The 21,394-nt window shown below is 72.8% G+C and carries 20 protein-coding genes; 7 read left to right on the forward strand and 13 right to left on the reverse strand.

Annotated elements, in window-relative coordinates; translation table 11 throughout:
* Positions 1-10: 10 nt before the first annotated feature.
* The gene (locus tag ACLJPL_RS08755) at positions 11-1,213 is read right to left on the reverse strand and encodes a CapA family protein (RefSeq protein ID WP_411080161.1); all 1,203 of its coding nucleotides are present in this window, start codon (positions 1,211-1,213) and stop codon (positions 11-13) included.
* Positions 1,214-1,483: 270 nt separating this feature from the next.
* On the opposite strand from ACLJPL_RS08755, the gene ACLJPL_RS08760 reads away from it, so the two are divergent.
* The gene (locus ACLJPL_RS08760) at positions 1,484-2,056 is read left to right on the forward strand and encodes a sigma-70 family RNA polymerase sigma factor (RefSeq protein ID WP_411080162.1); all 573 of its coding nucleotides are present in this window, start codon (positions 1,484-1,486) and stop codon (positions 2,054-2,056) included.
* Here ACLJPL_RS08760 and ACLJPL_RS08765 read toward each other — a convergent pair.
* Complete coding sequence (locus tag ACLJPL_RS08765) at positions 1,990-2,187, reverse strand: zf-HC2 domain-containing protein (RefSeq protein WP_411080163.1); 198 nt, start codon at positions 2,185-2,187, stop codon at positions 1,990-1,992. The genes ACLJPL_RS08760 and ACLJPL_RS08765 overlap by 67 nt on opposite strands.
* A gap of 109 nt (positions 2,188-2,296) precedes the next feature.
* Between ACLJPL_RS08765 and ACLJPL_RS08770 the strand changes: the two genes are divergently transcribed.
* Entirely contained in the window at positions 2,297-2,818 is a 522-nt protein-coding gene (locus ACLJPL_RS08770) for a hypothetical protein (protein ID WP_411080164.1), read from the forward strand.
* A gap of 65 nt (positions 2,819-2,883) precedes the next feature.
* On the opposite strand, the gene ACLJPL_RS08775 is transcribed toward ACLJPL_RS08770, so the two are convergent.
* From ACLJPL_RS08775 to ACLJPL_RS08795, 5 genes are all read right to left on the reverse strand, one after another.
* Positions 2,884-3,345: a hypothetical protein gene (locus tag ACLJPL_RS08775; RefSeq protein WP_411080165.1), complete on the reverse strand. Its 462-nt coding sequence runs from the start codon at positions 3,343-3,345 to the stop codon at positions 2,884-2,886.
* Positions 3,346-3,454: 109 nt separating this feature from the next.
* The gene (locus tag ACLJPL_RS08780; RefSeq protein WP_411080166.1) at positions 3,455-4,672 is read right to left on the reverse strand and encodes a sensor histidine kinase; all 1,218 of its coding nucleotides are present in this window, start codon (positions 4,670-4,672) and stop codon (positions 3,455-3,457) included.
* Positions 4,669-6,171, reverse strand: coding sequence for a cation acetate symporter (locus tag ACLJPL_RS08785; protein ID WP_411080167.1), 1,503 nt, complete (start codon positions 6,169-6,171; stop codon positions 4,669-4,671). Before ACLJPL_RS08785 ends, ACLJPL_RS08780 begins: the two co-directional genes overlap by 4 nt.
* Positions 6,168-6,530, reverse strand: a complete 363-nt coding sequence (locus ACLJPL_RS08790) for a hypothetical protein (protein WP_411080168.1) — start codon at positions 6,528-6,530, stop codon at positions 6,168-6,170. Before ACLJPL_RS08790 ends, ACLJPL_RS08785 begins: the two co-directional genes overlap by 4 nt.
* 86 nt (positions 6,531-6,616) lie before the next feature.
* On the reverse strand, positions 6,617-7,369 hold the full coding sequence (locus tag ACLJPL_RS08795) for a LytR/AlgR family response regulator transcription factor (protein WP_411080169.1): 753 nt from the start codon (positions 7,367-7,369) through the stop codon (positions 6,617-6,619).
* 266 nt (positions 7,370-7,635) lie between these two features.
* Between ACLJPL_RS08795 and ACLJPL_RS08800 the strand changes: the two genes are divergently transcribed.
* A complete protein-coding gene (locus ACLJPL_RS08800; protein WP_411080170.1) occupies positions 7,636-8,271 on the forward strand; it encodes a zf-HC2 domain-containing protein in 636 nt (211 codons plus the stop codon).
* A gap of 13 nt (positions 8,272-8,284) precedes the next feature.
* On the opposite strand, the gene ACLJPL_RS08805 is transcribed toward ACLJPL_RS08800, so the two are convergent.
* The 4 genes from ACLJPL_RS08805 to ACLJPL_RS08820 form a co-directional block, all read right to left on the reverse strand.
* A complete protein-coding gene (locus ACLJPL_RS08805) occupies positions 8,285-9,145 on the reverse strand; it encodes an Fpg/Nei family DNA glycosylase (RefSeq protein ID WP_411080171.1) in 861 nt (286 codons plus the stop codon).
* A gap of 36 nt (positions 9,146-9,181) precedes the next feature.
* Positions 9,182-10,546, reverse strand: a complete 1,365-nt coding sequence (locus ACLJPL_RS08810) for a wax ester/triacylglycerol synthase family O-acyltransferase (RefSeq protein WP_411080172.1) — start codon at positions 10,544-10,546, stop codon at positions 9,182-9,184.
* A gap of 232 nt (positions 10,547-10,778) precedes the next feature.
* Positions 10,779-12,845 carry a SpoIIE family protein phosphatase gene (locus ACLJPL_RS08815; protein WP_411080173.1) on the reverse strand — a complete coding sequence of 689 codons (2,067 nt, stop codon included), beginning with the start codon at positions 12,843-12,845 and terminating at the stop codon, positions 10,779-10,781.
* Between the two features lie 118 nt (positions 12,846-12,963).
* A complete protein-coding gene (locus tag ACLJPL_RS08820) occupies positions 12,964-14,151 on the reverse strand; it encodes a DUF6777 domain-containing protein (protein ID WP_411080174.1) in 1,188 nt (395 codons plus the stop codon).
* Positions 14,152-14,532: 381 nt separating this feature from the next.
* Here ACLJPL_RS08820 and ACLJPL_RS08825 point away from each other — a divergent pair, with 381 nt between their 5' ends.
* Complete coding sequence (locus tag ACLJPL_RS08825; protein ID WP_411080175.1) at positions 14,533-15,045, forward strand: DUF1990 family protein; 513 nt, start codon at positions 14,533-14,535, stop codon at positions 15,043-15,045.
* 42 nt (positions 15,046-15,087) lie between these two features.
* Positions 15,088-16,539 carry a lipase maturation factor family protein gene (locus ACLJPL_RS08830; protein WP_411080176.1) on the forward strand — a complete coding sequence of 484 codons (1,452 nt, stop codon included), beginning with the start codon at positions 15,088-15,090 and terminating at the stop codon, positions 16,537-16,539.
* A gap of 99 nt (positions 16,540-16,638) precedes the next feature.
* Here ACLJPL_RS08830 and ACLJPL_RS08835 read toward each other — a convergent pair whose 3' ends face one another.
* Both ACLJPL_RS08835 and ACLJPL_RS08840 read right to left on the reverse strand, forming a co-directional pair.
* Positions 16,639-16,815: a hypothetical protein gene (locus ACLJPL_RS08835; RefSeq protein WP_411080546.1), complete on the reverse strand. Its 177-nt coding sequence runs from the start codon at positions 16,813-16,815 to the stop codon at positions 16,639-16,641.
* 405 nt (positions 16,816-17,220) lie between these two features.
* Positions 17,221-18,705 carry an SDR family NAD(P)-dependent oxidoreductase gene (locus tag ACLJPL_RS08840; RefSeq protein WP_411080177.1) on the reverse strand — a complete coding sequence of 495 codons (1,485 nt, stop codon included), beginning with the start codon at positions 18,703-18,705 and terminating at the stop codon, positions 17,221-17,223.
* A 310-nt stretch (positions 18,706-19,015) separates the two neighbouring features.
* Here ACLJPL_RS08840 and ACLJPL_RS08845 point away from each other — a divergent pair, with 310 nt between their 5' ends.
* Together ACLJPL_RS08845 and ACLJPL_RS08850 are read left to right on the forward strand one after the other, a co-directional pair.
* Positions 19,016-19,912, forward strand: a complete 897-nt coding sequence (locus ACLJPL_RS08845; protein ID WP_411080178.1) for an RNA polymerase sigma factor SigF — start codon at positions 19,016-19,018, stop codon at positions 19,910-19,912.
* Positions 19,913-20,136: 224 nt separating this feature from the next.
* The gene (locus ACLJPL_RS08850) at positions 20,137-21,369 is read left to right on the forward strand and encodes a PP2C family protein-serine/threonine phosphatase (RefSeq protein ID WP_411080528.1); all 1,233 of its coding nucleotides are present in this window, start codon (positions 20,137-20,139) and stop codon (positions 21,367-21,369) included.
* The last annotated feature ends 25 nt before the right edge of the window (positions 21,370-21,394 follow it).

Raw genomic sequence — 21,394 nt, forward strand, 5'->3', positions numbered from 1 at the left:
GTGTTCGCCGCTACTCCCCCATCACCAGCCCGTCGCCCGCCGCGCCCCGGCCGAGGACCACGTCGCGGATGCGGTCGCGGACCGGGCGGTGGTGGTCGGCGCCCGCCTTGATGGAGGCGTTGAGGTTGACGACCCGCCCGGTCTTCGTGTCGTACCACTGGGGTACGAACTCGGCCTTGCCCACCGTCCAGCGCCCTCCCGGTTTCGCGGGCGGCGCGAAGGTGAAGCGACCCATCGAGCTCTGGTTGCCGCGCGGGTCCTGGACGCCCTGGTAGTTGATCATCGCGCCCGCGATCTGGTCGCCCATGCCGTAGACGACGTACGTGCCGTTGACCTTCTCGTACGCCTGCGGCACATGGGCGTGGGTGCCGATGATCAGGTCGAGGTCGGGGCGTCCGGCGTCCTGGGACGCGGTGAGCCGCTCGGCCAGCTCCAGTTGCCCGGCGTCCGGTTCGTCCTGCCATTCGGTGCCCCAGTGCACGGAGAGCACGACGACGTCCGCGCCCGCACGCCGGGCCTTCCTCGCCTCCGCCACGATCTTCCGCTCGTCGATCACGTTGACCGTCCACGGCTTCCCGGCGGGCAGCGGGACGTCGTTGGTGCCGTAGGTGTACGCGAGGTGGGCCACCTTCGCCGCCCGCTTCCCCGGTCCGGTCGGCAGGATCGTGGGGCGGGCGGCCTCGGCGGCGGAACGGGCGGATCCGGCGTGGCGGATGCCCGCCGCGTCCAGGGCTCCGAGGGTGCGGCTGACGCCTTCGGCTCCGTCGTCCAGGGTGTGGTTGGAGGCGGTGGAGCAGGAGTCGTACCCGGTGGCGCGCAGGGCGGTGGCGATCTCGGGCGGGGACTTGAAGCTCGGGTAGCCGGTGTAGGGGCCGCCGTCCTTCCCGTACACGGTCTCCATATGGCAGATGGCCAGATCGGCGCGGGAGACGACCGGTGCGACGCCCTTGAGCATCGGGACGAAGTCGTAGCCCTGCCCGCCCGCGTCGGCCGCCGCCTGATCGATGACGGAGGAGTGCGGCAGGACGTCGCCCGAGGCGAGGAGGGTGAACGGGCGCGGGACGTCGGCGTCCTGGCCGCTCGCACCCCGGGCGACGGAGGGGGAAGCGCTCGCGGCGGGCGTCCCGGGCTGCCCCTGGCCCGTGCAGCCGGTGGCCGCGGCGAGGAGGAGGGCGAGGGCGGCCACGGGGCCCGATCGGATGCGCTGTGTCATCTGCTCGACTCCATGTTCGGATGATTACGACCATCCGACTACACATATCTTCATACTGACGAATCAAGGAGCATTGCCGCATACCTAGCTGAACTGGTCGTACCGTCCGACCCCGACGGCCCCTCGACCGTTCGCCGCACCACTCGCCGCACTGAGCGACCGCTCGTCGCACGCCTCGGCGCACCGCCTGTTCCCGCGCCGCCGAATGCGTTCGTATACGCCAGGCGGCAGCGAGGCCGTCAGGGGCCTCCCGCGCGGGAAAGGACGTTCATGAAGACCACGACGACGACCGATGAGCGGGCCATCGCGGAGTTGCAGCGGGAACACGGCCCCGCCCTCTTCCACTTCCTGCTCGGTCTGACCTTCGGGGACCGGCAGCGGGCCGAGGACCTGGTGCAGGAGACGCTGGTACGCGCCTGGCAGCACCCGGAGGCATTCGACGCGCCCTACGACTCGATGCGGCCCTGGCTGTTCACCGTGGGCCGCCGCCTCGCCATCGACGCCCGGCGCTCCCGCCAGGCGCGCCCCGCCGAGGTCGGCGACCTGCTGCTGGAGAGCGCTCCCGCCGTCCAGGACACCGCGGACTCGGCCGTCCACGCGCTGGACGTCCGCGAGGCGGTGCGCACGCTCAGCCCCGAACACCGTGCGGTGCTGGTGCAGATCTACTTCCACGGGCTGAGCGTCACCGAGACCGCCGAGACCCTGGGCATCCCCGCCGGGACCGTCAAGTCCCGCTCGTACTACGCCCTGCGGCTGCTCTCGCGCAATCTGCCCGGCTACTCCCCGAAGTCCTCCGTCCGCAGCAGCGCGAGCAGGGCCGCCGCCTCCGCCACCTCGACGTAGGCCCGGGAGCAGCCGTCGCAGAGCTGAAGGTGGCGCGCGACACGGCAGGTCTCCTCCGCGTCCAGCGCGTCCAGGACGTACGCGCCGAGCAGCAGGCGCACATGCCGGCCGTCGCCGGGGTCGGCGTTCATCACACCCTCATCTCCTGGGCGATCCTCCGCTTCTGCCCACGCGGGGCGTCCGCCCCCGGTTCAATGCTGCGTGAAGCCCGGTACCGAGCGAGGAAAGAGGCGAGACGGGATGCGTCCCGAGGATACGGATGGGACCGGTGGGGGCGGGCTGCCGGTGCCGATGGCCTGGCTGTGCACGGAGTACGTCGCCGACGAGCTGCTGCGCACCGGCGATCTGATGGAACCGGACACGCTGGAGTTCCGGGCCGGGCGCGACGCGCTCGCGCTCACCCTCTTCCTCTCCGGCCGCCTCCCGGCCGCCCCGGTGTCCCGGGCGCTGCCCGAGGCGCGGGTGGACGAACTGCGGCTGCTCACCGCCTACGGCGCGGCCTGGCGGAGCTGGGTCTGCGAGCGGCTCGCGGAGTCGGAGGTGCGGGCCGTGCCCGGCGACCCCGATGTGGCGCTGGCGCGGGCGGCCTGGCGGTGGCTGGAGGAGACCGAGCTGCTGGCTGCCGACCTCGACGCGATCGGGCCCGCGCCGTGGGAGCCGGTGGCCGGGGGTCCGCACGACGAGGAGGGGGAGGTCCAGGTGTGGACGCCCGCGTGGCAGTTGGGGCTGCCGCTGGGGCATCTGGCGGTGCACCTCTGCTGAGCCGGTGCGGGCGCCGCCGCCCGGGTGCGGGGCGGTGCGCGTCACCGGACGCGGGCCGCCCACCGTCACCGCGGTGCGGGACGCAGGACGGCGGAGGCGAGCGCGGTGACGACCACGAAGAGGGCCATGGAGGCCAGGGGGAGCAGTCCGTAGGCCCTCTCCAGCAAGGTTCCGACGTTCCACATGACCGTGAAGAACCACCCCACGGCCCCCACCAGCACCATCACGTACACCCGGCGCTCCCGCATCAGGCGCATGCCCGCCCACAGCACCAGCGCCATGGTCAAGGTGGTGTTGACGACCGCCGAGGTGAACGACTCGGAGGTGGAGTAGCCGGGGCCGCCGCCCATGTTGGCCGCCGCCTGTCCCACCAGGGACAGGAAGAGCCCGTCGGACAGGATCAGATGGGACAGCGCCACCGCGACGACGGTCACCACGAGCGCCTTCCCGATCCGGACGCCCGGGGCACAGGCGGCGGGCCGGGCGGAAGCGGTGGCCGGGGCGACGGAGGACGGGACGGCGGGCATGGATCGGCTGCTCCTCCGACCGGGAAAAGGAAGATCACTGCGCATCCGCCCCCAGTCTGTCAGGGGCCTCCCCGCCCCCGCGCACCAGGTCGCGGGGGTCCGGCGGGGCTCACGAACCGTGCACTCCCGCGCGGTACTTGGGCAGCCGCAGCGTGATCCTCATGCCCGCGCCGATCCCGGTCTCGACGACGAGCCCGTACCCGTCCCCGTACACCTGGCGCAGCCTCTCGTCCACGTTGAGCAGGCCGATCCCGGTGGAGGCGGTGACCTCGCCCCGCAGAATCCGCCGCAGCCGTTCGGGGTCCATCCCGGCCCCGTCGTCCTCGATGACCACCTCGGCCTCCGAACCGGCGTCGAGCGCGCTGATGGTGATCCGGAACGGCGCGTCCGCCGCGCGCTCGCGGGGCGGGGTCGCGGCCCCCTCCAGGCCGTGCTTGACGGCGTTCTCCACCAGCGGTTGCAGACACAGGAACGGCAGGGCGACCGGCAGCACCTCCGGGGCGACCTGGAGGGTGACGGAGAGGCGCTTGCCGAAACGGGCCCGGACCAGTGCCAGGTACTGGTCGATGGAGTGCAGTTCGTCGGCCAGGGTGGTGAACTCGCCGTGCCGCCGGAAGGAGTAGCGGGTGAAGTCGGCGAACTCCAGGAGCAGTTCGCGGGCCTGCTCGGGGTCGGTGCGGACGAACGAGGCGATGGCGGCGAGGGAGTTGAAGATGAAGTGCGGGGAGATCTGCGCCCGCAACGCCTTGATCTCCGCCTCGATGAGCTGGGTGCGGGAGCGGTCCAGCTCGGCCAGTTCCAGTTGCACGCAGACCCAGCGGGCGACCTCCCCCGCCGCCCGGGCCAGCACCGCCGACTCGCGCGGGGCGTAGGCGACGAGCGCGCCCAGCACCCGGTTCTCGACGGTGAGCGGGACGGCGACCGCCCAGCGCAGCGGGCAGTCGAGATCGGCGCAGCCGCTGTCGAAGGCGGTGCCGCGCCCGCCCTCCAGCAGCGCTTCGATGTGGCCCATCACGTCCTTGCCGTGGTGGTGTCCTGCGCCGTCCCAGACCAGCACGCGTTCCCGGTCGGTGAGGCAGAGGGCGTCGGTGCCGAGCAGGGAGCGCAGCCGGCGGGCCGCGCGCCGGGCGCTCTCCTCGGTGAGGCCCGCGCGCAGCGGGGGTGCGGCGAGGGACGCGGTGTGCAGGGTCTCGAAGGTGGCGTGCTCGACGGGGGTGCCGACGTCGCTCGGGCGCAGCGGACGGGCGGTGCGGCGGCCCAGCAGGAACCCCGCGCCGAGCAGCAGGGCCGCCACGACCACGAGGACGGCGACCGAGGCCCCGGTCATCGCTCCCTCCCGGCGGCGCGGGCCGAGGTCAGCGCCTCGGGGAGGTGGAAGCGGGTCATGGCCGCGTTGGTGCCCGGCGGTATCCGCCCCGGCGTGGCGAGCGAGACGAGGATCATCGCGAGGAACCCCACGGGGACGGACCAGACGGCGGGCCAGGCGAGCAGGGCGTGCGGCCAGCCGGGCGGGCGTACCGCGCCGCTCACCGTGATCGCCACGGCGATCAGCGCGGAGCCGCCGCCGAGCAGGAGTCCGGCGATCGCGCCCGGCGGGGTGAGCCTTCGCCACCAGATGCCGAGGACGAGCAGCGGGCAGAAGGAGGACGCGGAGACGGCGAACGCCATGCCCACGGCGTCCGCCACCGGCACCCGGCTGACCAGCAGCGAACCGGCGAGCGGCACCGCGATGGCGAGGACGGTGGCGAGCCGGAAGTGGCGCACCCCGCGCGAGGGCAGCACGTCCTGGGTGATGACCCCGGCGACGGCCATGGTGAGCCCGGATGCGGTGGACAGGAACGCGGCGAACGCCCCGCCCGCGACGAGCGCGCCGAGCAGATCGCCGCCGAGTCCGCCGATGACCCGGGCGGGCAGCAGCAGGACGGCCGCGTCGGCGTCGCCCCCGTACCGCAGCTCGGGGGCGTACAGCCGGCCCAGCGCTCCGTAGACGGGCGGCAGCAGGTAGAAGAGGCCGACCAGGGCGAGGACGACGACGGTGGTGCGGCGGGCGTCGCGGCCGTTGGGGCTGGTGTAGAAGCGGACGACGACGTGCGGCAGGCCCATGGTGCCGAGGAAGGTCGCCACGATCAGCCCGTACGTGGCGTACAGCGGGTGGTCGGCGCGGAAGACGGCGAGCTGGTCGTCGAAGCTGACGCGGGGGCGGCCGTCGCCCTGCCAGGCCAGGACGAGGAAGAGGGCGGGGACCAGGAGCGCGGTCAGTTTCAGCCAGTACTGGAAGACCTGGACGAAGGTGATGGACCGCATCCCGCCCGCCGCGACCGCGACCGTCACCACGGTCGCCACGAGTACGTCGCCGAGCCAGCCGGGCGCGCCGGTCAGGATCTTCAGCGTCAGCCCGGCCCCCTGGAGCTGCGGGACGAGGTAGAGCCAGCCCGCGCCGACCACGAGGACGCTGACCAGGCGGCGGACATGGAGCGATTCGAGCCGCCCCTCGGCGAAGTCCGGCAGGGTGTACGCCCCCGAGCGGCGCAGCGGGGCGGCGACGAAGACCAGGAGCACCAGGTAGCCGGCGGTGTAGCCGACCGGGTACCAGAGCATGTCGGGGCCGTGCAGCAGGACCAGGCCGGCGACGCCGAGGAAGGAGGCGGCGGAGAGGTACTCGCCGCTGATCGCGGCGGCGTTGAGCCGGGGCCGCACGGTGCGGGAGGCGACGTAGAAGTCGGAGGTCGTACGGGAGATGCGCAGGCCGAAGCCGCCGACGAGGACGGTGGCGAGGACGACGAGGGCGACCGCCACCCAGGACGCCGTGTGGTCGGGGGTGCTCACGGCGCGGGGCGGCCCTCCACCAGCCGGGCGAAGTCGCGCTCGTTGCGCTCCGCCCGGCGGACGTACCACCAGGCGGCGAGGGTGAGCGGCGGGTAGGTGGCGAAGCCGAGCACCGCCCAGACCAGGGCGGCGCTGTCCAGGGCGGCGAACAGGAGCGGCAGGGTGCCCGCGACGAGGGCGAGCAGCAGGAAGACGGTGAGCCCGGCGCGGAGCTGGCCGCGCATCAGCGAGCGGACGTACGCGCCGCCGAGGGCGGTCTGCTCCTCGATCTCCGACTGGGTGCGGTAGCGGGGCAGCGGACGCACCCGGCGGGGCTCTCCCGTGACCACTTCGCGCCGGGGTGCGGGCTCCTGTGACATGGGCTGGGAGTGTAGGCGGCCCGGTGGTGTGCTGGGAAGGTCTCGCCGAAGGTCGCCCCAGGTCAGCGCGGCTCGCGGCACAGCGTTCAGCGGCCGCCCTGGCGCATCAGCAGGTCGCGCAGGGCGCGGGTGTGGCGGCGGCTGACGGCGAGTTCCGCCTCCCCGACGCGCACGCTCATGCTCCCCGCGTCGAGGCGCAGCTCGTCGATCCGGTCGATGGCCACGAGGTGGCGGCGGTGGATGCGGACGAAGCCGCGCGAGCGCCAGCGCTCCTCCAGGGTGGTGAGCGGGATGCGGACGAGGTGGCTGCCGGTGGCGGTGTGCAGCCGGGCGTAGTCGCCCTGCGCCTCGGCGTACGCGATGTCGTCCACCGGGACGAAACGGATGACGCCGCCCAGCTCGACCGGGATCTGGTCGGCGGCGGTGTCGTTGACCGGGGCGGCCCGCTCCCCCACCTGTTCGGCGACCCGGCGCACGGCCTCGGCGAGGCGTTCGCGGCGGACCGGTTTGAGGACGTAGTCGACCGCCTTGAGGTCGAAGGCGTGTACGGCGAACCCCTCGTGCGCGGTGACGAAGACGATGAGCGGGGGCGCGGCGAACCCGGCGAGGAGCTGGGCGACGTCGAGGCCGGTGAGGCCCGCCATGTGGATGTCGAGGAAGACGACGTCGATCGCGGACGGGTCGTCGGGTCCCGCGTCCACGGCGCCGCCGATGCGGCGCAGCGCCTCGGTCGCGCCGGTGGCCCCTTCGGCGCTGCGGACACGGGGGTCGGCGCGCAGGAGGTAGAGCAGTTCCTCCAGGGCGGGTGGTTCGTCGTCGACGGCGAGTACGCGCAGCATGAGCCCGGAGTTTAGACCCACCGGCAATGGGGGGGTGGAGAAGGAGCGGGGCTGGGTGCGTGCAGCTGCAAGGCGGAGGATTGAGGCGTGGCGGAGCCATGGTGATGGACGACAACGCCGGAGGGGCCCCTCCCTGCTCGACCGGAGCCGAGAGCTTGGGGGAGCGCGTGCCCAGCCCCGCGAAGCCCCCCAATTGCCGGTGGGTCTTAGGTGCTCCCGGGGCTGATGGCTTGAGTGAATCCCGGCTTGTTCCCGTACCGCAGTACATGCAGACGACCGAGCCCCACATCCGGGTGGGGGCCTATGCCCTGGGGGTGCTGGGGAGGGCCGACGCCTTCCGGTTCGAGGAGCATCTCGAGGAGTGTCCGCTGTGCCGGATGCGGGCGCGTGAGCTGGCCGGGGTGGCGGGCCGGCTGTCGGCGGCCGGCCCGGTGGCACGGCCCGGGGCCGGACTCGCGGACCGGCTGGTCGAGGCGGTGGCGGCCGGGCGGCGCAGGGCGGCCCGGCGGCGGCTCGCGCTGGTGGCGGCCACGCTGGTGCTGGCGGTGGGCGGCCCGTGGTGGGTGACCGGCCTCTCGGGCGGTACGGGGGGTGGGGTGCGGGCGCAGCGGTGGGCGGGGGCGGACCGGGGTTCGGGGGCGGCCGTGGTGGTGACGGCGGCGGGGCGGGAGTGGGGCACGGCGGTGGCGCTGAAGGCGGTACGGGTGCCGGTCACGGGGGTGTGCGCGTTGATCGCGGTGGGCCGCGACGGCAGCGAGGAGACGGTGGGCAGCTGGTCGGCCGGGGGCGCGGCGGACGGGCCGGTGGAGGTGTCGGGCGGCGCGGCGCTGCGGCCGGAGGGCATCGACCACTTCGAGGTGCGGACGGCGGACGGGCGGCGGCTGGTGACGGTGAGGCGATGAGGGGGCGCGGGTCTCACTTGAGGAACTTGGACAGCCGTCTGTCGGCCAGTGGTCTGCCGCCGGTCTGGCAGGTGGGGCAGTACTGGAGGGAGGAGTCGCTGAAGGAGACCTCCAGGATCGTGTCCTCGCAGACCGGACAGGCTTCTCCGGTGCGGCCGTGGACGCGCATGCCGCTCTTCTTCTCGGACTTGAGCTTCCCGGCCTCCACTCCCCCGGTCCGGTCCACCGCGTCCTTCAGGGTGGTGCGCAGCGCGGTGTACAGGCGGGTGAGGTCGTCCTCGGTCAGGTCGGCGGTCCGTTTGAACGGGGACATCTTCGCGACGTGCAGGATCTCGTCGCTGTAGGCGTTGCCGATGCCTGCGATGAGCGACTGGTCGCGGAGCGCGCCCTTGATCTGGCGGCGCTCCCCGGTGACGATCGCGGCGAACGCGTCCCGGTCGAAGGCGTCGGCGAGGGGGTCGGGGCCGAGGCGGGCGATGCCGGGCACGTCCATGGGGTCGCGGACCAGGTGGACGGAGAGGCGCTTCTTGGTGCCCATCTCGGTGAGGTCGAAGCCGTCGCCGTCCGTGGTCACCAGGCGCAGGGCGAGCGGCCCCTTGCCGGGGCGGGGCGGGGCGTCCGGGAAGGAGTCCTTCCAGCGGAGCCAGCCGGCCCGCGCCAGGTGGGTGCACAGGTGCAGCCCGGCCGCCCCGATGTCGAGGAACTTGCCGTGCCGGTCCACCGAGGTGACGGTCGCGCCTTCGAGGGCGGTCAGCGGCGGGTCGTACGTCTTCAGGACGCTGATCGCCAGCGGGAGGACGCGGGCGATCTCCTTGCCGACCAGGTGGTCGTCGAGGAAGACCCGCAGGGCTTCGACTTCGGGCAGTTCGGGCATGGCACCAGCCTGCCGCAGGCGGCGCGCCGCTGCCTGTCAGGACACCGGGGCCGCCACCCACCCCGTGACCAGGGCGCGAAGCTCGTCGAACTCCTCCTTGACCGCCGAGGCCAGCCGGTCCAGGTCCGGCAGCGCCTTGCCGTCCGCGACCAGGCCCACGTGCACCCGGCCGCCGTACGTCGACAGGGCGACGGCCAGCGACTGGCCCCGGGCCAGCGGAGCCATCGGGTAGAGGGCGCTCAGCGGGCAGCCGCCCAGCGAGAGCGCGGAGCGGGGCAGGGGCACGCTGGTGACCAGGAGGTCGAAGAGCACACGGGCGGCGTTCGCCGCCAGGGGCGCGCCGAACCGGTGGGCCAGCGGGTGCAGTTGGTCGGCGAGTACGGCGACGGCTCCCGCGCCCTTCAGCGGTCCGGCCGCCTTGTTGCGGTCCATCGCGGCCCGGACCGCCCGGAGCCGTTCCCGGGGGTCGGCCGCACCCACCGGCAGGTCGAGCAGATAGGCGGAGAGGCGGTTTCCGGTCGCCGCGCCGCCGGGCCTGCGCCGCGAGACGGGGACCAGGGCGCGCGGGTCGGCTCCGGGCAGCGCCTCGCCGCGCTCCCCCATCCAGCGGCGCAGCGCCCCGGCGACCACGGCGAGCAGGATGTCGTTGGCCGTGCCGCCCTCGGCCCGCCGGATCCCCTGGAGGGCGGTCGCGTCGAGGTCGGCGGTGGCCAGGCGTCGGGTGCCGCTGGAGGGGGCGGTGAAGGCGGTGGTGGTCCGCAGGTCGAGGCGGCCCGCGCGGACGACGGACGCGCCCACGCCCAGCGCCCGGCCGACCTCGCCGATCCGGCCGAGCGCCATGCCCGCCATCTCGCGGGGGTCGGGCAGCCAGGAGCGGGGCGGGACGGCGGGGCGGCGGCGGGCGGCGGACCGGGCGGTGGTGACGGCGGCGATCTCGTCGAAGATCCCGGCTCCGATGGCGACCGCCCGCATGCCGTCGGCCAGGGCGTGGTGCAGTTTGACCAGCACGGCGAAGGGCCCGTCGTCCGCGCCGCCGATGAGATACATCTGCCAGGGCGGCAGCCCCCGGCCCAGCGGCTGTTCCATCAGCTCTCCGGCCAGCCGGCGGGCTCCCGCCATGAAGTCGCCGTCGTCCACGACGACCCGCCGCACGTGCCGGTGCACGTCGAAGTCCTTGTCCACGGTCCAGGCCGCGCCGCCGACCGGCAGCAGGACGTCCCGTACGCACATCCGCAGCCGGGGGATCGCGGCGGCTCGGGTGGAGAGCAGGTCCAGGACGTGGAGCGGGGTGGTGCCGGGCACCGGGTCGAAGACGGCGAGCGCGCCCAGGTGCATGGGGTGGGCGTCCGATTCGAGGTGCCAGAAAGCCAGATCGAGCGGGGCCAGAAGCTCGGTACCCAACGGGGGGCCTCATGTCGTCGAGGGCGGAACGGCCGTACCCCCGCAGTCAATCCCTTGCGGTCGGTTACGGTCAAGTACGGACATGTTACGTACTGTTACAGAAGAGTTCAGGGCAGGCTTCCGGTCACTTCACGACCGCTCAGAAGCCGCCCACGTCACGACCGCTCAGAAGCCGCTCACGTCACGACCCCTCAGAAGCCGCTCACGTCAGAACCGCTCCGGACCGGCCCCCTCACGACCGCTCCGGGATCAGGAACTCGCACCACACGCACTTGCCGCTCCCCCGCGACTCCACGCCCCACACGTCCGCCAGCCGGTCGACGAGCATCAGGCCGCGCCCCGAGACCCCCGACTCCCCCGCGTCCCGGCGGCGGGGCAGTGCGCTGGAGCGGTCCTCGACGTCGACGCGGAGCCGCCGCTCGGCCCCGGCGAGCACCCGGATCGTCACGATGGCTCCGCCATCGGTGTGCATCAGCGCGTTGGTGGTCAGCTCGTCGGCGGCCAGTTCGATCTCGTCGGCCCGCTCCTTCGCCCCCCAGGCGCTGACCGCCGCCCGGATCATGTGCCGGGCCGAGCTCAGCGCCTCGGGGTCGTTCTGGGCGACGTGCTGCTGGAGCCGGCCGCCGGGCTGGGGGGCGTCGGCGGAGCGGCGGCGCAGCAGCAGGAGCGCCACGTCGTCCTGGCCGCCGCGCCCGTCGACGGCGTCGCAGAGCCCGTCCGCCAGCTTCTGGAGGTTCTGGGGGCCGTTGGTGACCAGCGAGGTCAGCAGTTGCATGCCCTCGTCGAGGTCGGAGCCGGGCAGCTCGACCAGGCCGTCCGTGAACAGGATCATCGTCTGGCCGGGGTCCAGCTCCGCCGTGGCGACCGGGTATTCCAGGCGGCCGAACTCGGCGGAGAGGCCAAGCGGCAGCCCGCCCTCGGCCGACAGTCTGCGGCAGCTCCCGTCGACGTCCCGTACCAGCGGGTCGACGTGTCCGGCGCGGACCACCTGGACGACCCCGGTGGTGAGGTCGACCTCGGCGTAGGTGCAGGTGGCGAAGCGGTCGGTGTCCAGCTCGTGGAGGAAGACGGAGGCGCGGGCCATGACGGTGGCGGGGCTGTGCCCCTCGGCGGCGTAGGCCCGCAGCACGATCCGCAGCTGTCCCATGACGGCGGCGGCGTGCGTGTCGTGCCCCTGTACGTCCCCGATGACCGCGCCGACCCGGCCGCCGGGCAGCGGGATCAGGTCGTACCAGTCGCCGCCGATGTCCCGGCCGAGCCGGGCCGAGCGGTAGCGGACGGCGACGTGCGCTCCGGGCACGGCGGGGATCCGGCGCGGCAGCATCGCCTGCTGGAGCCCTTCGGCGAGGTCGTGCTCCTGTTCGTAGAGCATCGCCCGCTGGAGGCTCTGGGCGATCGAGGTGCCGAGCGCCATGAGCAGATTGCGTTCGTCGGCGGTGAAGCCGCCCTTGTCGCGGTAGAGCAGGCCGAGGCCGCCGATCGGGCGGGCCTGCGCGATGAGCGGCATGTAGGCGGCGGAGGTGATCCCGAGGTGGCTGATGTCGGGCCACAGGATGGGATAGGAGGCGGCGAAGTCCTCGGCGGACTCGATGAAGCGCGGGGTGAGCGTGCGGACGACCTCGCTCATCGGGTACTGCTCGTCCACCCGGGTGTACCGGGTGCCGGGGACGTACGCGCCTTCGGGCCCGTCCGCCACGAGGTGGATGCGGCCGGACTCCAGCAGCCCCATGACGAGACTGGTGGCGCCCAGGTGGGCGAGACCCTGGGAGTCCTTGAGGACCGCGATGACGTCCTTGACCGTACGGGCGTGCGCCAGGGCCGCCGTGGTGCCCTCCACCAGGCTGGTGCGCCGGCGCCGCTCCTGGTCCAGCTCCTGCCGGGCGGTGGAGTCGGCCAGCTCGTCGGTGGCGTCGCGGACGATCCCGATGATGCGACGGGGCCGGCCGGTCGCGTCCCGGCGGACGAAGCCCTGGGTGTGGGTCCAGCGCAGGGTGCCGTCGCGCCGCTGGATGCGGAAGTACGCGCCGTAGTTGCTGCGGCCGCTCTTGAGGGCCTGCGAGACCATCCCGTCCAGGCGTACGGCCTCGTCCGTGGGGACGCGCAGCGCCAGGGAGGCCGGCCGGTCGTCGTACTCCTCGGCCGTCAGGTCGAACACGTCCAGGGCGGGCTGGTCCATGTGCATGAGGCCGGTGTCGAGATCCCAGTCGAAGCTGCCCATACGGTTCAGGGCGAGGCTGAGGTCCGGGTGGGCGGGCCAGTCGTCCGGGAGTGACAGGGCACCCGCTACCCGATCATCCATGTGGGCCACTCTGCCATCATTCGTCCGATTCTTCGAGCGATCTGTGCGGCGACCGGGGCGGTTGCCGCACGGGTCCGGCTCCGGCCGGGAACCGGCGCAAGGGCCGGGCCCGGAGGGGTCAGCCGGCGAACGGGTCGGGGACGTCGGAGTCCATCGGCCTGTCGATCTCCTCGACTTCTTCGACTTCTTCGCGTTGTTCACGGCCGTCGAGGTCTTCGAGGTCTTCGAGGTCGTCGGGGAAGATCTGGGTCGGCTCCGGCACCTCGCCCAGCTCCTCTTCCTCCAGCTCCCAGGGTTCGTCGGACGGCGGGCCGTCGAAGTCGTCCGGCGGCTCGGTCCCGAAGTCGGGGTCCGTGGGCGGCGGGCAGCCGGGAGGCGGTTCGGCGGGGTCGCCCGAGGACTCCGGGCACTCCGGCTCCTGCGGCCGGGAGGGGGCGGAGGGGGTGGTGTCCGGCGGTACGGGCTCGGAGGGGTCGCCCGGGGACGGGAAGAGCAGGTCGACGCTCGGCTCGTACGGCGGCGGGTCGTCCGGGGTCCGGTCGCGCTTCCCGTCGTCGCCGACCGTCCGCTCCATCCAGGTCCCGTCCTCGGCGTCCACGATGACCAGGCCGGTGACCGGCCGCACGCCCGGTTCGATGGCCAGGATCCGCGCGGGGTCGTAAGCGGGCCAGCGTTCGCCCCGGTGGGCGACCCGCCCCTTCGCGATCACCGGCGGGGCCAGCGGGTTGCCGCAGGCGCAGCGGACCCGCGGCAGCCCCCGGCTGTCGACCAGGACGGCGGTGCCCGCCTGGAGCACCGCCTGGAAGGCGGTCGCAGTCCCGGCGCTGTAGCCGTGGTTGGTGACCTGGGCGTCGGCGCGCAGGGTCACCGGGGTCAGCGAGCGCAGATAGCCCGGAATCTGTACGGGCTCGATGTCCGCCGTCCCGGCGAAGGCGCGCCCCTTGTCCCGATCTGCGGTCAGGAGGCGGATCTGCTGCTCGACGTCGCAGGCGGGCTCGGACCGGGTGCCGCCGTAGAGCCCCGGGACGACGCCCGAGATCCGATGGACCGTCCGGGTGGCGCCCTCGCCGTCCCCTTCCGGCGAGCGGGTGGGCGACGGCGAGGGCGCGGCCTTCACGGTCGACTTCGTGAACGGCCCGGGGCCCGGCGCGGCGAGCGGCTGGAGAAGGACGTCCCTGGCCTCCGCCGTGCCCGTGGTGCCCTTGGTGGTCCCGTCACCGGCGCTGTCGCAGCCGGCCGCGGCGAGCAGCGCCCCGGCGGACAGCACGGCGAGCGCGGTGCGCCGGAAACGTCTGGGTGAGCGCACGGAGCTCTCCTGCCTGTCCTGCCTGTCCACGGCGAGCGGATGGGTTTGCTCACCATCTGTGCCGCACCGGACACCGCCCCGCAAGCGGACGCCGGGTCGCCTCCACTCCATCTTGAACACGTTCAAGAAAACCTCTACTCTCGAACCAGGACTTGAACACGTTCAAAGACGGAGGGGGGAGGTCGGGCCGTGACCGCACTGGTCAGCACCCTCGTGATGGTCGGCATGCCGGTGGTGGGCCCCGGCGGGACTGCGACTGACCGGACAGGGGGAACGGGACTTCGCCCTCTGCTCGCTGCTCGCCCGGCGGCGCATCCGCACCACTCACCCGTTCCACCCGTTCCACCCGCCCCATCCGTCCCACCCGGAAGGCAGGACCGCATGAGCACGCTCACCTACCCCGAGGTCGGCGCCACCCGGCACGGCCCGCTCCCCAAGGGCTACCACCACCTGCACCACCGCACCCGCGTCGGCCGGGGCGCGGACGACTTCGCGGCGGCGGGGGCCGCGGTGACCGAGTGGCGGATGCACCGGGCCTCGGGCACCCGGGTGACCGCCTCGGCGGCACGGGCGGAGCCCGGCGGCACCGTCCGGATGGCGCTCGGCGTCGGGCCCGTACGCCTGGCCGCGGAGTGCGAGATCATCTGGACGGCGTACGGGGAGGAGGGCCGCACCGGGTTCGGATACGGCACCCTGGCCGGGCACCCGGAGATGGGCGAGGAGTGCTTCGTCGTGGACCTGGCGGACGACGGCACGGTCTGGTTCACCGTCATGGCGTTCTCACGCCCCGCCGCCTGGTACGCCCGCCTCGCGGGGCCGCTCGTGCCTCCCGTACAGCTCTGGTACGCGCGCCGGCTGGGCCGGACGCTGCGCCGGCTCGTCGCCGGGGACTGACAGCACGGGCCCACGACCGCGCCCTGGCCGATACTGGCGGTGATGGAGTGGTTCACCGCAGACGGCTACTGGCTGAGCAGGCTGGTCTTCCAGCGGGCGCTGGCCGTGGTCTACCTGGCCGCCTTCCTTTCCGCCGCGCTCCAGTTCCGGGCGCTGATCGGCGAGCGCGGCATCCTGCCCGTACCGGAGCTGCTGGAGCGGACGCCCTGGAAGGCCGCGCCGGGACTGTTCCGGCTGCACTACTCCGACCGCTGCTTCGCCGCCGTCGCCTGGAGCGGCTGCGCCCTCTCGGTGGCCCTGATCGCGGGGCTGGACGCCCTCCTCCCCCTCTGGGGCGGGATGCTGCTGTGGGCGCTGCCCTGGGTGCTGTATCTGTCGATCGTCCAGGTCGGGCAGGTCTGGTACGGATTCGGCTGGGAGTCGCTGCTCCTGGAGACCGGGTTCCTCGCGATCTTCCTCGGTACGGGGGATACCGCGCCGCCGGTGCTGGTGCTCTGGCTGCTGCGGTGGCTGCTGTTCCGGCTGGAGTTCGGGGCCGGGCTCATCAAGATCCGCGGGGACGCGTGCTGGCGGCGGCTGACCTGTCTGGACTTCCACCACGAGACCCAGCCGATGCCGGGGCCGCTCAGCTGGTTCTTCCACCGGCTGCCCCGGCCGGTCCACCGGGTCGAGGCGGCCGCCAACCACGTCACCCAGCTGCTGGCGCCGTTCCTGCTGTTCACCCCGCAGCCCGTGGCGAGCGCGGCCGCCGCCCTGATGGCGCTCACCCAGCTCTGGCTGGTCCTGTCGGGCAACTTCGCCTGGCTGAACTGGCTGACCATCGCCCTGGCGCTCTCCGTGATCGACTGGACCCCGCTCGCGGGGCAGCCGCCCGCCCTGACCGCGCCGCCGCTCTGGTACGAGGTGGTCGTCATCGCGGTGACGGCCCTGGTCCTGGTCCTCAGCTACCGCCCCGCGCGCAATCTGCTCTCCCGCCGTCAGGTGATGAACCGCTCCTTCGACCCCTTGCACCTCGTCAACACCTACGGTGCGTTCGGCTCCATCAGCAGAATGCGGCTGGAAGTCGTGGTGGAGGGCACGGCCGATCCGGTCGCGGACGAGAAGGCCGAGTGGCGGGAGTACGGCTTCCACGGCAAACCGGGCGATGTACGGCGGCTGCCGCGCCTCTTCGCCCCGTACCACCTGCGGCTCGACTGGATGATGTGGTTCGCGGCGCTCTCCCCCGCGTACGCGCGCTCCTGGTTCGGGCCGTTCACCCAGCGGCTGCTGAGCGGCGACAAGGACACACTGCGGCTGCTCGCGCACAACCCGTTCCCCCACGCCCCGCCGGCGCACGTGCGCGCCCGGGTGTTCCGCTACCGCTTCACCGACCTGCGGGAACTGCGCGCCACGGGCCGCTGGTGGGACCGCTCCTACCTGCGGGAATTCATGCGGCCCACGTCCCGGCCGCTCCCGCCGGAGCGGGAAGGGCCGGGACACGGGCCGGCAGCATGAGCCGCGTCGAAGCGGTCGGCCGAAGGGATCCGGTCGAACCGGGCCGGTCGTCGCCCGGTCGGTCGAACCGAGTGATTCGAACGAATCGGTCGAAGCGGGTCAGTCGATGCCGGGCAGGATGTGCGGCTCGGCGAGGTCGTCCTCGTAACCGGCCAGCCGGATCGGTGCGGACCTGGCCCACACCTCGATGTTCCGGAGCTTCTCCGGCCGGCGGGTCCGCTCTCCGTACCGTTCGGCGGGTCGCTTCTCGCGCATCGTCAGTTCTGGTGTCGTCACCGCGCACTCCTCTGTGTCGCGTCACCCGGGGCGTAGCCGACGCTCCGGCCGCGACGCCGGGATCGACCGCCCCGGAGTGGGGCAGGGGCTGGAATATGTCGGTCGCGGTGGCGCCGTGTCGGGGCGGGACGGCGGTCGGGTTGCAGACCTGTCCCGGGACGGTCGGGGAACCTTCGTGGGCTCCTCGATGGCGTCCGTTCGCCTCAGAGTAACCAAATGAGCGGCTTCGCGCTCGATAGTTGGTGTGCGGCGGGTCACTTTCAGCCACTTCGCACAGCGAAAACCCGGCCCAGGAACCATCCTGGGCCGGGTCTGCCGCCTTCGCTCGGAGGGCGTGATTCCGGTTGAGCCGGTCGGGTTACGCGGACGGGTGCCGGTCCACCGGTCGGGCGCCGGCCCGCCGGGCTACCAGTTCGCGGGGGCGTAGTCCTTGAGGAAGCAGCCGTGGAGCGCCTCTCCGGCCTCGCCGCGCACGATCGGGTCGTAGACCCTGGCCGCGCCGTCGACGAGGTCCAGGGGGGCGTGGAAGCCCTCCTCGGCCAGTCGCATCTTGTCCGGGTGCGGGCGCTCGTCCGTGATCCAGCCGGTGTCCACGGCCGTCATCAGGATGCCGTCCTTCTCGAACATCTCCTGGGCGCTGGTGCGCGTGAGCATGTTCAGCGCGGCCTTCGCCATGTTGGTGTGCGGATGGCCCGCGCCCTTGTAGCCCCGGCTGAAGACGCCCTCCATCGCGGAGACGTTGACGACGTACGTGTGCTCGGCGGCGGCCGCGGCCATCGCCGGGCGCAGCCGGCTGATCAGGATGAACGGGGCGGTGGAGTTACAGAGCTGGACTTCGAGGAGCTCGATCGGCTCGACGTCCTCGACCGTCTGGACCCAGCTGTTGGTGTCGTGCAGGTCCGGGACGAGCCCGCCTGCGTCGATCGCGGTGCCGGCGGCGATCCGGGCCGGGGAGGCGGAGCCGGTGACCAGCGCGAGGCCGGTGACCTCCTGGGCGCTGAGCCCCTCCTTGCGGGCGGCGGGCAGAGCGGCCACCCGGTCGACCGTGCCGCTGCCGAAGGTGCCGATGACCTCGGCGGCGGGCAGCTCCCCTGCGGGCAGCGGGGCGGACTCGGCGTTGACGAGCTCGCTGTAGGCCCCCGGGGAGCGGCGTACCGTCTGGGCCGCGTTGTTGATCAGGATGTCGAGCGGGCCCTCGGCGGCGACGGAGTCGGCCAGCGCGACGACCTGGGCCGGGTCGCGGAGGTCGATGCCGACGATCTTGAGCCGGTGGATCCACTCGTCGCTGTCCTCCATCGCCTTGAAGCGGCGGATCGCGTCGTTGGGGAAGCGGGTGGTGATGGTGGTGTGCGCGCCGTCGCGCAGCAGCCGCAGCGCGATGTACATGCCGATCTTCGCCCGGCCGCCGGTGAGCAGCGCCCGGCGCCCGGTGAGGTCGGTGCGGGCGTCGCGGCGGGAGCGGTTCTCCTTGGCGCAGGACTGGCAGAGCTGGTGGTAGAACGCGTCCACCTCGACGTAACGGGTCTTGCAGATGTAGCAGGACCGGGGGCGCTGGAGTATCCCCGCGATCTCGGCCTGGGCGGAGGAGGACGGCAGGACGCCCTGCGTCTCGTCGTCGATGCGCTCGGCCGAGCCGGTCGCGGTCGCCTCGGTGACGGCCCGGTCGTGGGCGGTCTTGGCGGCCCGGCGCTCCTGGCGGCGGCGCTGCTTCACGGTGCGGTAGATCCCGGCGGTGGCCCGGCGGACGGCGATGGCGTCCGGGTGGTCGACCTCGATGCAGTCGAGCTCGTCGAGCACGCTCAGGCAGACGGCCAGCCGCTCCGGGTCGATGCCGGCGCCGAACTCGTCGATTCCGGGAGCGAGCTCCGGGCTGTCCTCTGTCACCGTCATCGCCGTTCCTCTGTCATCTTCATTCGCCTTCACCGCCGCGGGTCGTGTTCATTCGCCTTCACCGCCGCGGGTCGTGGTTCACCGCAGGCCGAAACACCCCGCTCAAGTTTGCCATGGGCACGAGGCTGCTCCGTTCGGGCGGCGGGCCGGCCATCAGGGCCCGCTCCAGGACCGGAAGGAGCGCCGGACCGAGGGCCGGAACGCGCTGTCCGGCACATCCGCACAGAAAGTTTCCGAGAAAGGTGGCATGACTTCGCGATGACCGGGCAAGCGACCGTCCGACACATTGGGCAGCAGGGAGGGTGACACCATGACGGCGATGTCAGCGCGAGCCACCGGGGCGACGACGCAGCTGAGCGACGACCTGGCCGGTGCGCGGACCGACGTCGGCGCCGGAGAGCTGCCCTGGGTGGAGGACGCCGGGAAGGTCGCTCCCAAGGACGCGCGAGCCCTGTCGAAGACCTTCTTCGACCGCCTTCAGGTCCTGGAGGAGGGCACGCACGAGTACCAGTACGCGCGCAACACCCTCATCGAGATGAACCTCTCCCTGGTGCGCTTCGCCGCGTCCCGGTTCCGCAACCGCGGCGGCGACGACACCGAGGACATCATCCAGGTCGGCACGATCGGGCTGATCAAGGCGATCGACCGGTTCGACCTCTCCCGCGAGGTCGAGTTCGCCACCTTCGCCGTCCCCTACATCGTGGGCGAGATCAAGCGCTTCTTCCGCGACACCACCTGGTCCGTGCACGTGCCGCGTCGGCTCCAGGAGCTGCGCGTGGACCTCGCCAAGGCCAAGGAGCAGCTCTCGGCCGAGCTGGACCGCGACCCCACGGTCAAGGAGCTCGCCGCCCACCTGGACCTGCCCGAGGAAGAGATCATAGAAGGGCTCGTGGCCGCCAACGGGTACTCCGCGGGCTCGCTCGACACCCCCTCGGCCGACAGCGACTCCGGGCAGGAGCAGCGGGCGTACGCCGACGTCCTCGGCGAGATCGATCCGGCCATGGAGACCGTCGAGAACCTGCACACCCTGGCGCCGCTGCTGGAGCAGCTGGACGACCGGGAGCGCCGGATCGTGCAGATGCGGTTCGGGGCCGAGATGACCCAGGCGCAGATCGGTGCGGAGCTGGGCGTGTCCCAGATGCACGTCTCGCGGCTGCTCACCCGCATCGTCAAGCAGCTCCGCAAGGGGATGAGCGTGGAGGCGTGAGCCCGCGCACACGGTGACCGGGCCGCTCCCGGCTTCCTCCGTCCGTACGGCCGGGCGCCCCTTCCTGGGCGCCCGGCCTCTTTCCGAGCGCACGACGGCTCTCGGCGTCAGCCGCGGCCGGCGATCGCATATGCTTCCCGACGATCGGCCGAACGGGCTGACGCCGTTCGTTCGAGGGGGTGAAGGGGTTGGCCGAGTCGGCCGTGGGCATGTCACTCAAACCTGTGGGCGCCGCCGGAATCCCCTCGCAGCAGGAGGGAACCGACACCTCGTCGCCCGGCACTCTCCTGTGGAATCTCGACGCCTCCATCCTGCTGGTGGAGGACGACGCGGGTGACGCGCTGCTGGTCGAGGAGATGCTCACCGACAGCGAGCTCGACTCCGCCCTCACCTGGTGCAAGACGCTCGCCGAGGCCCGCCGGTTCCTCAGCGCCTGCACCACCCCCGTCTGCGTCCTGCTGGACCTGCACCTCCCGGACGTCCACGGGCTGGACGCCGTACGCCAGATACTGGAATCCGACAGCGACGCCGCGATCGTCGTCCTGACGGGTCTCGACGAGTCGGGCACGGGACTGCGCGCGGTCGCCGGAGGAGCCCAGGACTATCTGGTCAAGGGCCGGCTGGGTCCCGAGGTGCTCTCGCGGGCGATCCGCTACGCCCTCCAGCGCAAGGAGGTGGAGCGGGCCGCGGCCGCGTTGCGCTCCAACCGGCTGATCGCCCAGGAGAACGCCCGGCTGGAGCGCGGGCTGCTGCCCGTGCCGCTGCTGCGGGACGACCGGTTCCAGGCGCGCGCCCGGTATGAGCCGGGGCGCGTCCACGGGCTGCTGAGCGGTGATTTCTACGATGTCGTGCAGACCCTGGACGGCACGGTCCACGCGGTGATCGGGGACGTCTCGGGGCACGGAGCCGCCGAAGCCGCGCTGGGGGTCTGCCTCCGGGTGGCCTGGCGTACGGCGGTGCTGTGCGGGACCTCGCATCCGGAGCAGATAGAGCTCTTGGAGGAGATCCTGGTCGCCGAGCGCTCGGACTCGCACGTCTTCGCCACGGTGACCTCCCTGACCTTCCCGTCCGATGGGCGCAGCGCGCAGATCGTCCGGGCGGGGCACCCCGGTCTACTGCTGCGTCGGGGCGAGGACGTCCAGTGGGTGGAGCCCGAGGGCGGCATGGCGCTGGGGCTGCTGCCCGGGGTGGGCCGGTGGCCGACCGTGGACCTGCCGCTGTCGCCCGGCGACGGTCTCGTGCTCTTCACCGACGGACTCTTCGAGGGGCGCACCGGGCCGGAGAGCCGGCTGGGCGAGGAGGGGCTGCTGGCGATGGCCCGGGACCACGGGCATCTGCCGGCCCGCCGGTTCGTCGACGCGCTGGTGGCGGGCGCGGCCGAGGGGGCCGCTCCCTACGGCGGTCTGGCGGACGACGTGGCCGTCCTGCATCTGGGCTGGGGATCGGACCTCTCTTGAGCACGCACATCTCCTCGAGCACGGG

The organism is Streptomyces sp. cmx-18-6 (genome assembly GCF_046548915.1).
Classification (GTDB): Bacteria; Actinomycetota; Actinomycetes; order Streptomycetales; family Streptomycetaceae; genus Streptomyces.

Excerpts from the sequence above, each read along its gene's own strand:
- ACLJPL_RS08780 (WP_411080166.1), bottom strand. The coding sequence starts at position 4,672 with ATGACCGGGGCCTCGGTCGCCGTCCTCGTGGTCGTGGCGGCCCTGCTG.
- ACLJPL_RS08795 (WP_411080169.1), bottom strand. The coding sequence starts at position 7,369 with ATGCTGCGCGTACTCGCCGTCGACGACGAACCACCCGCCCTGGAGGAA.
- ACLJPL_RS08815 (WP_411080173.1), bottom strand. The coding sequence starts at position 12,845 with ATGGATGATCGGGTAGCGGGTGCCCTGTCACTCCCGGACGACTGGCCC.
- ACLJPL_RS08825 (WP_411080175.1), top strand. The coding sequence starts at position 14,533 with ATGAGCACGCTCACCTACCCCGAGGTCGGCGCCACCCGGCACGGCCCG.
- ACLJPL_RS08830 (WP_411080176.1), top strand. The coding sequence starts at position 15,088 with ATGGAGTGGTTCACCGCAGACGGCTACTGGCTGAGCAGGCTGGTCTTC.
- ACLJPL_RS08840 (WP_411080177.1), bottom strand. The coding sequence starts at position 18,705 with ATGACGGTGACAGAGGACAGCCCGGAGCTCGCTCCCGGAATCGACGAG.
- ACLJPL_RS08760 (WP_411080162.1), top strand. The coding sequence starts at position 1,484 with ATGAAGACCACGACGACGACCGATGAGCGGGCCATCGCGGAGTTGCAG.
- ACLJPL_RS08800 (WP_411080170.1), top strand. The coding sequence starts at position 7,636 with ATGCAGACGACCGAGCCCCACATCCGGGTGGGGGCCTATGCCCTGGGG.
- ACLJPL_RS08790 (WP_411080168.1), bottom strand. The coding sequence starts at position 6,530 with ATGTCACAGGAGCCCGCACCCCGGCGCGAAGTGGTCACGGGAGAGCCC.
- ACLJPL_RS08755 (WP_411080161.1), bottom strand. The coding sequence starts at position 1,213 with ATGACACAGCGCATCCGATCGGGCCCCGTGGCCGCCCTCGCCCTCCTC.
- ACLJPL_RS08845 (WP_411080178.1), top strand. The coding sequence starts at position 19,016 with ATGACGGCGATGTCAGCGCGAGCCACCGGGGCGACGACGCAGCTGAGC.
- ACLJPL_RS08765 (WP_411080163.1), bottom strand. The coding sequence starts at position 2,187 with ATGAACGCCGACCCCGGCGACGGCCGGCATGTGCGCCTGCTGCTCGGC.
- ACLJPL_RS08805 (WP_411080171.1), bottom strand. The coding sequence starts at position 9,145 with ATGCCCGAACTGCCCGAAGTCGAAGCCCTGCGGGTCTTCCTCGACGAC.
- ACLJPL_RS08775 (WP_411080165.1), bottom strand. The coding sequence starts at position 3,345 with ATGCCCGCCGTCCCGTCCTCCGTCGCCCCGGCCACCGCTTCCGCCCGG.
- ACLJPL_RS08770 (WP_411080164.1), top strand. The coding sequence starts at position 2,297 with ATGCGTCCCGAGGATACGGATGGGACCGGTGGGGGCGGGCTGCCGGTG.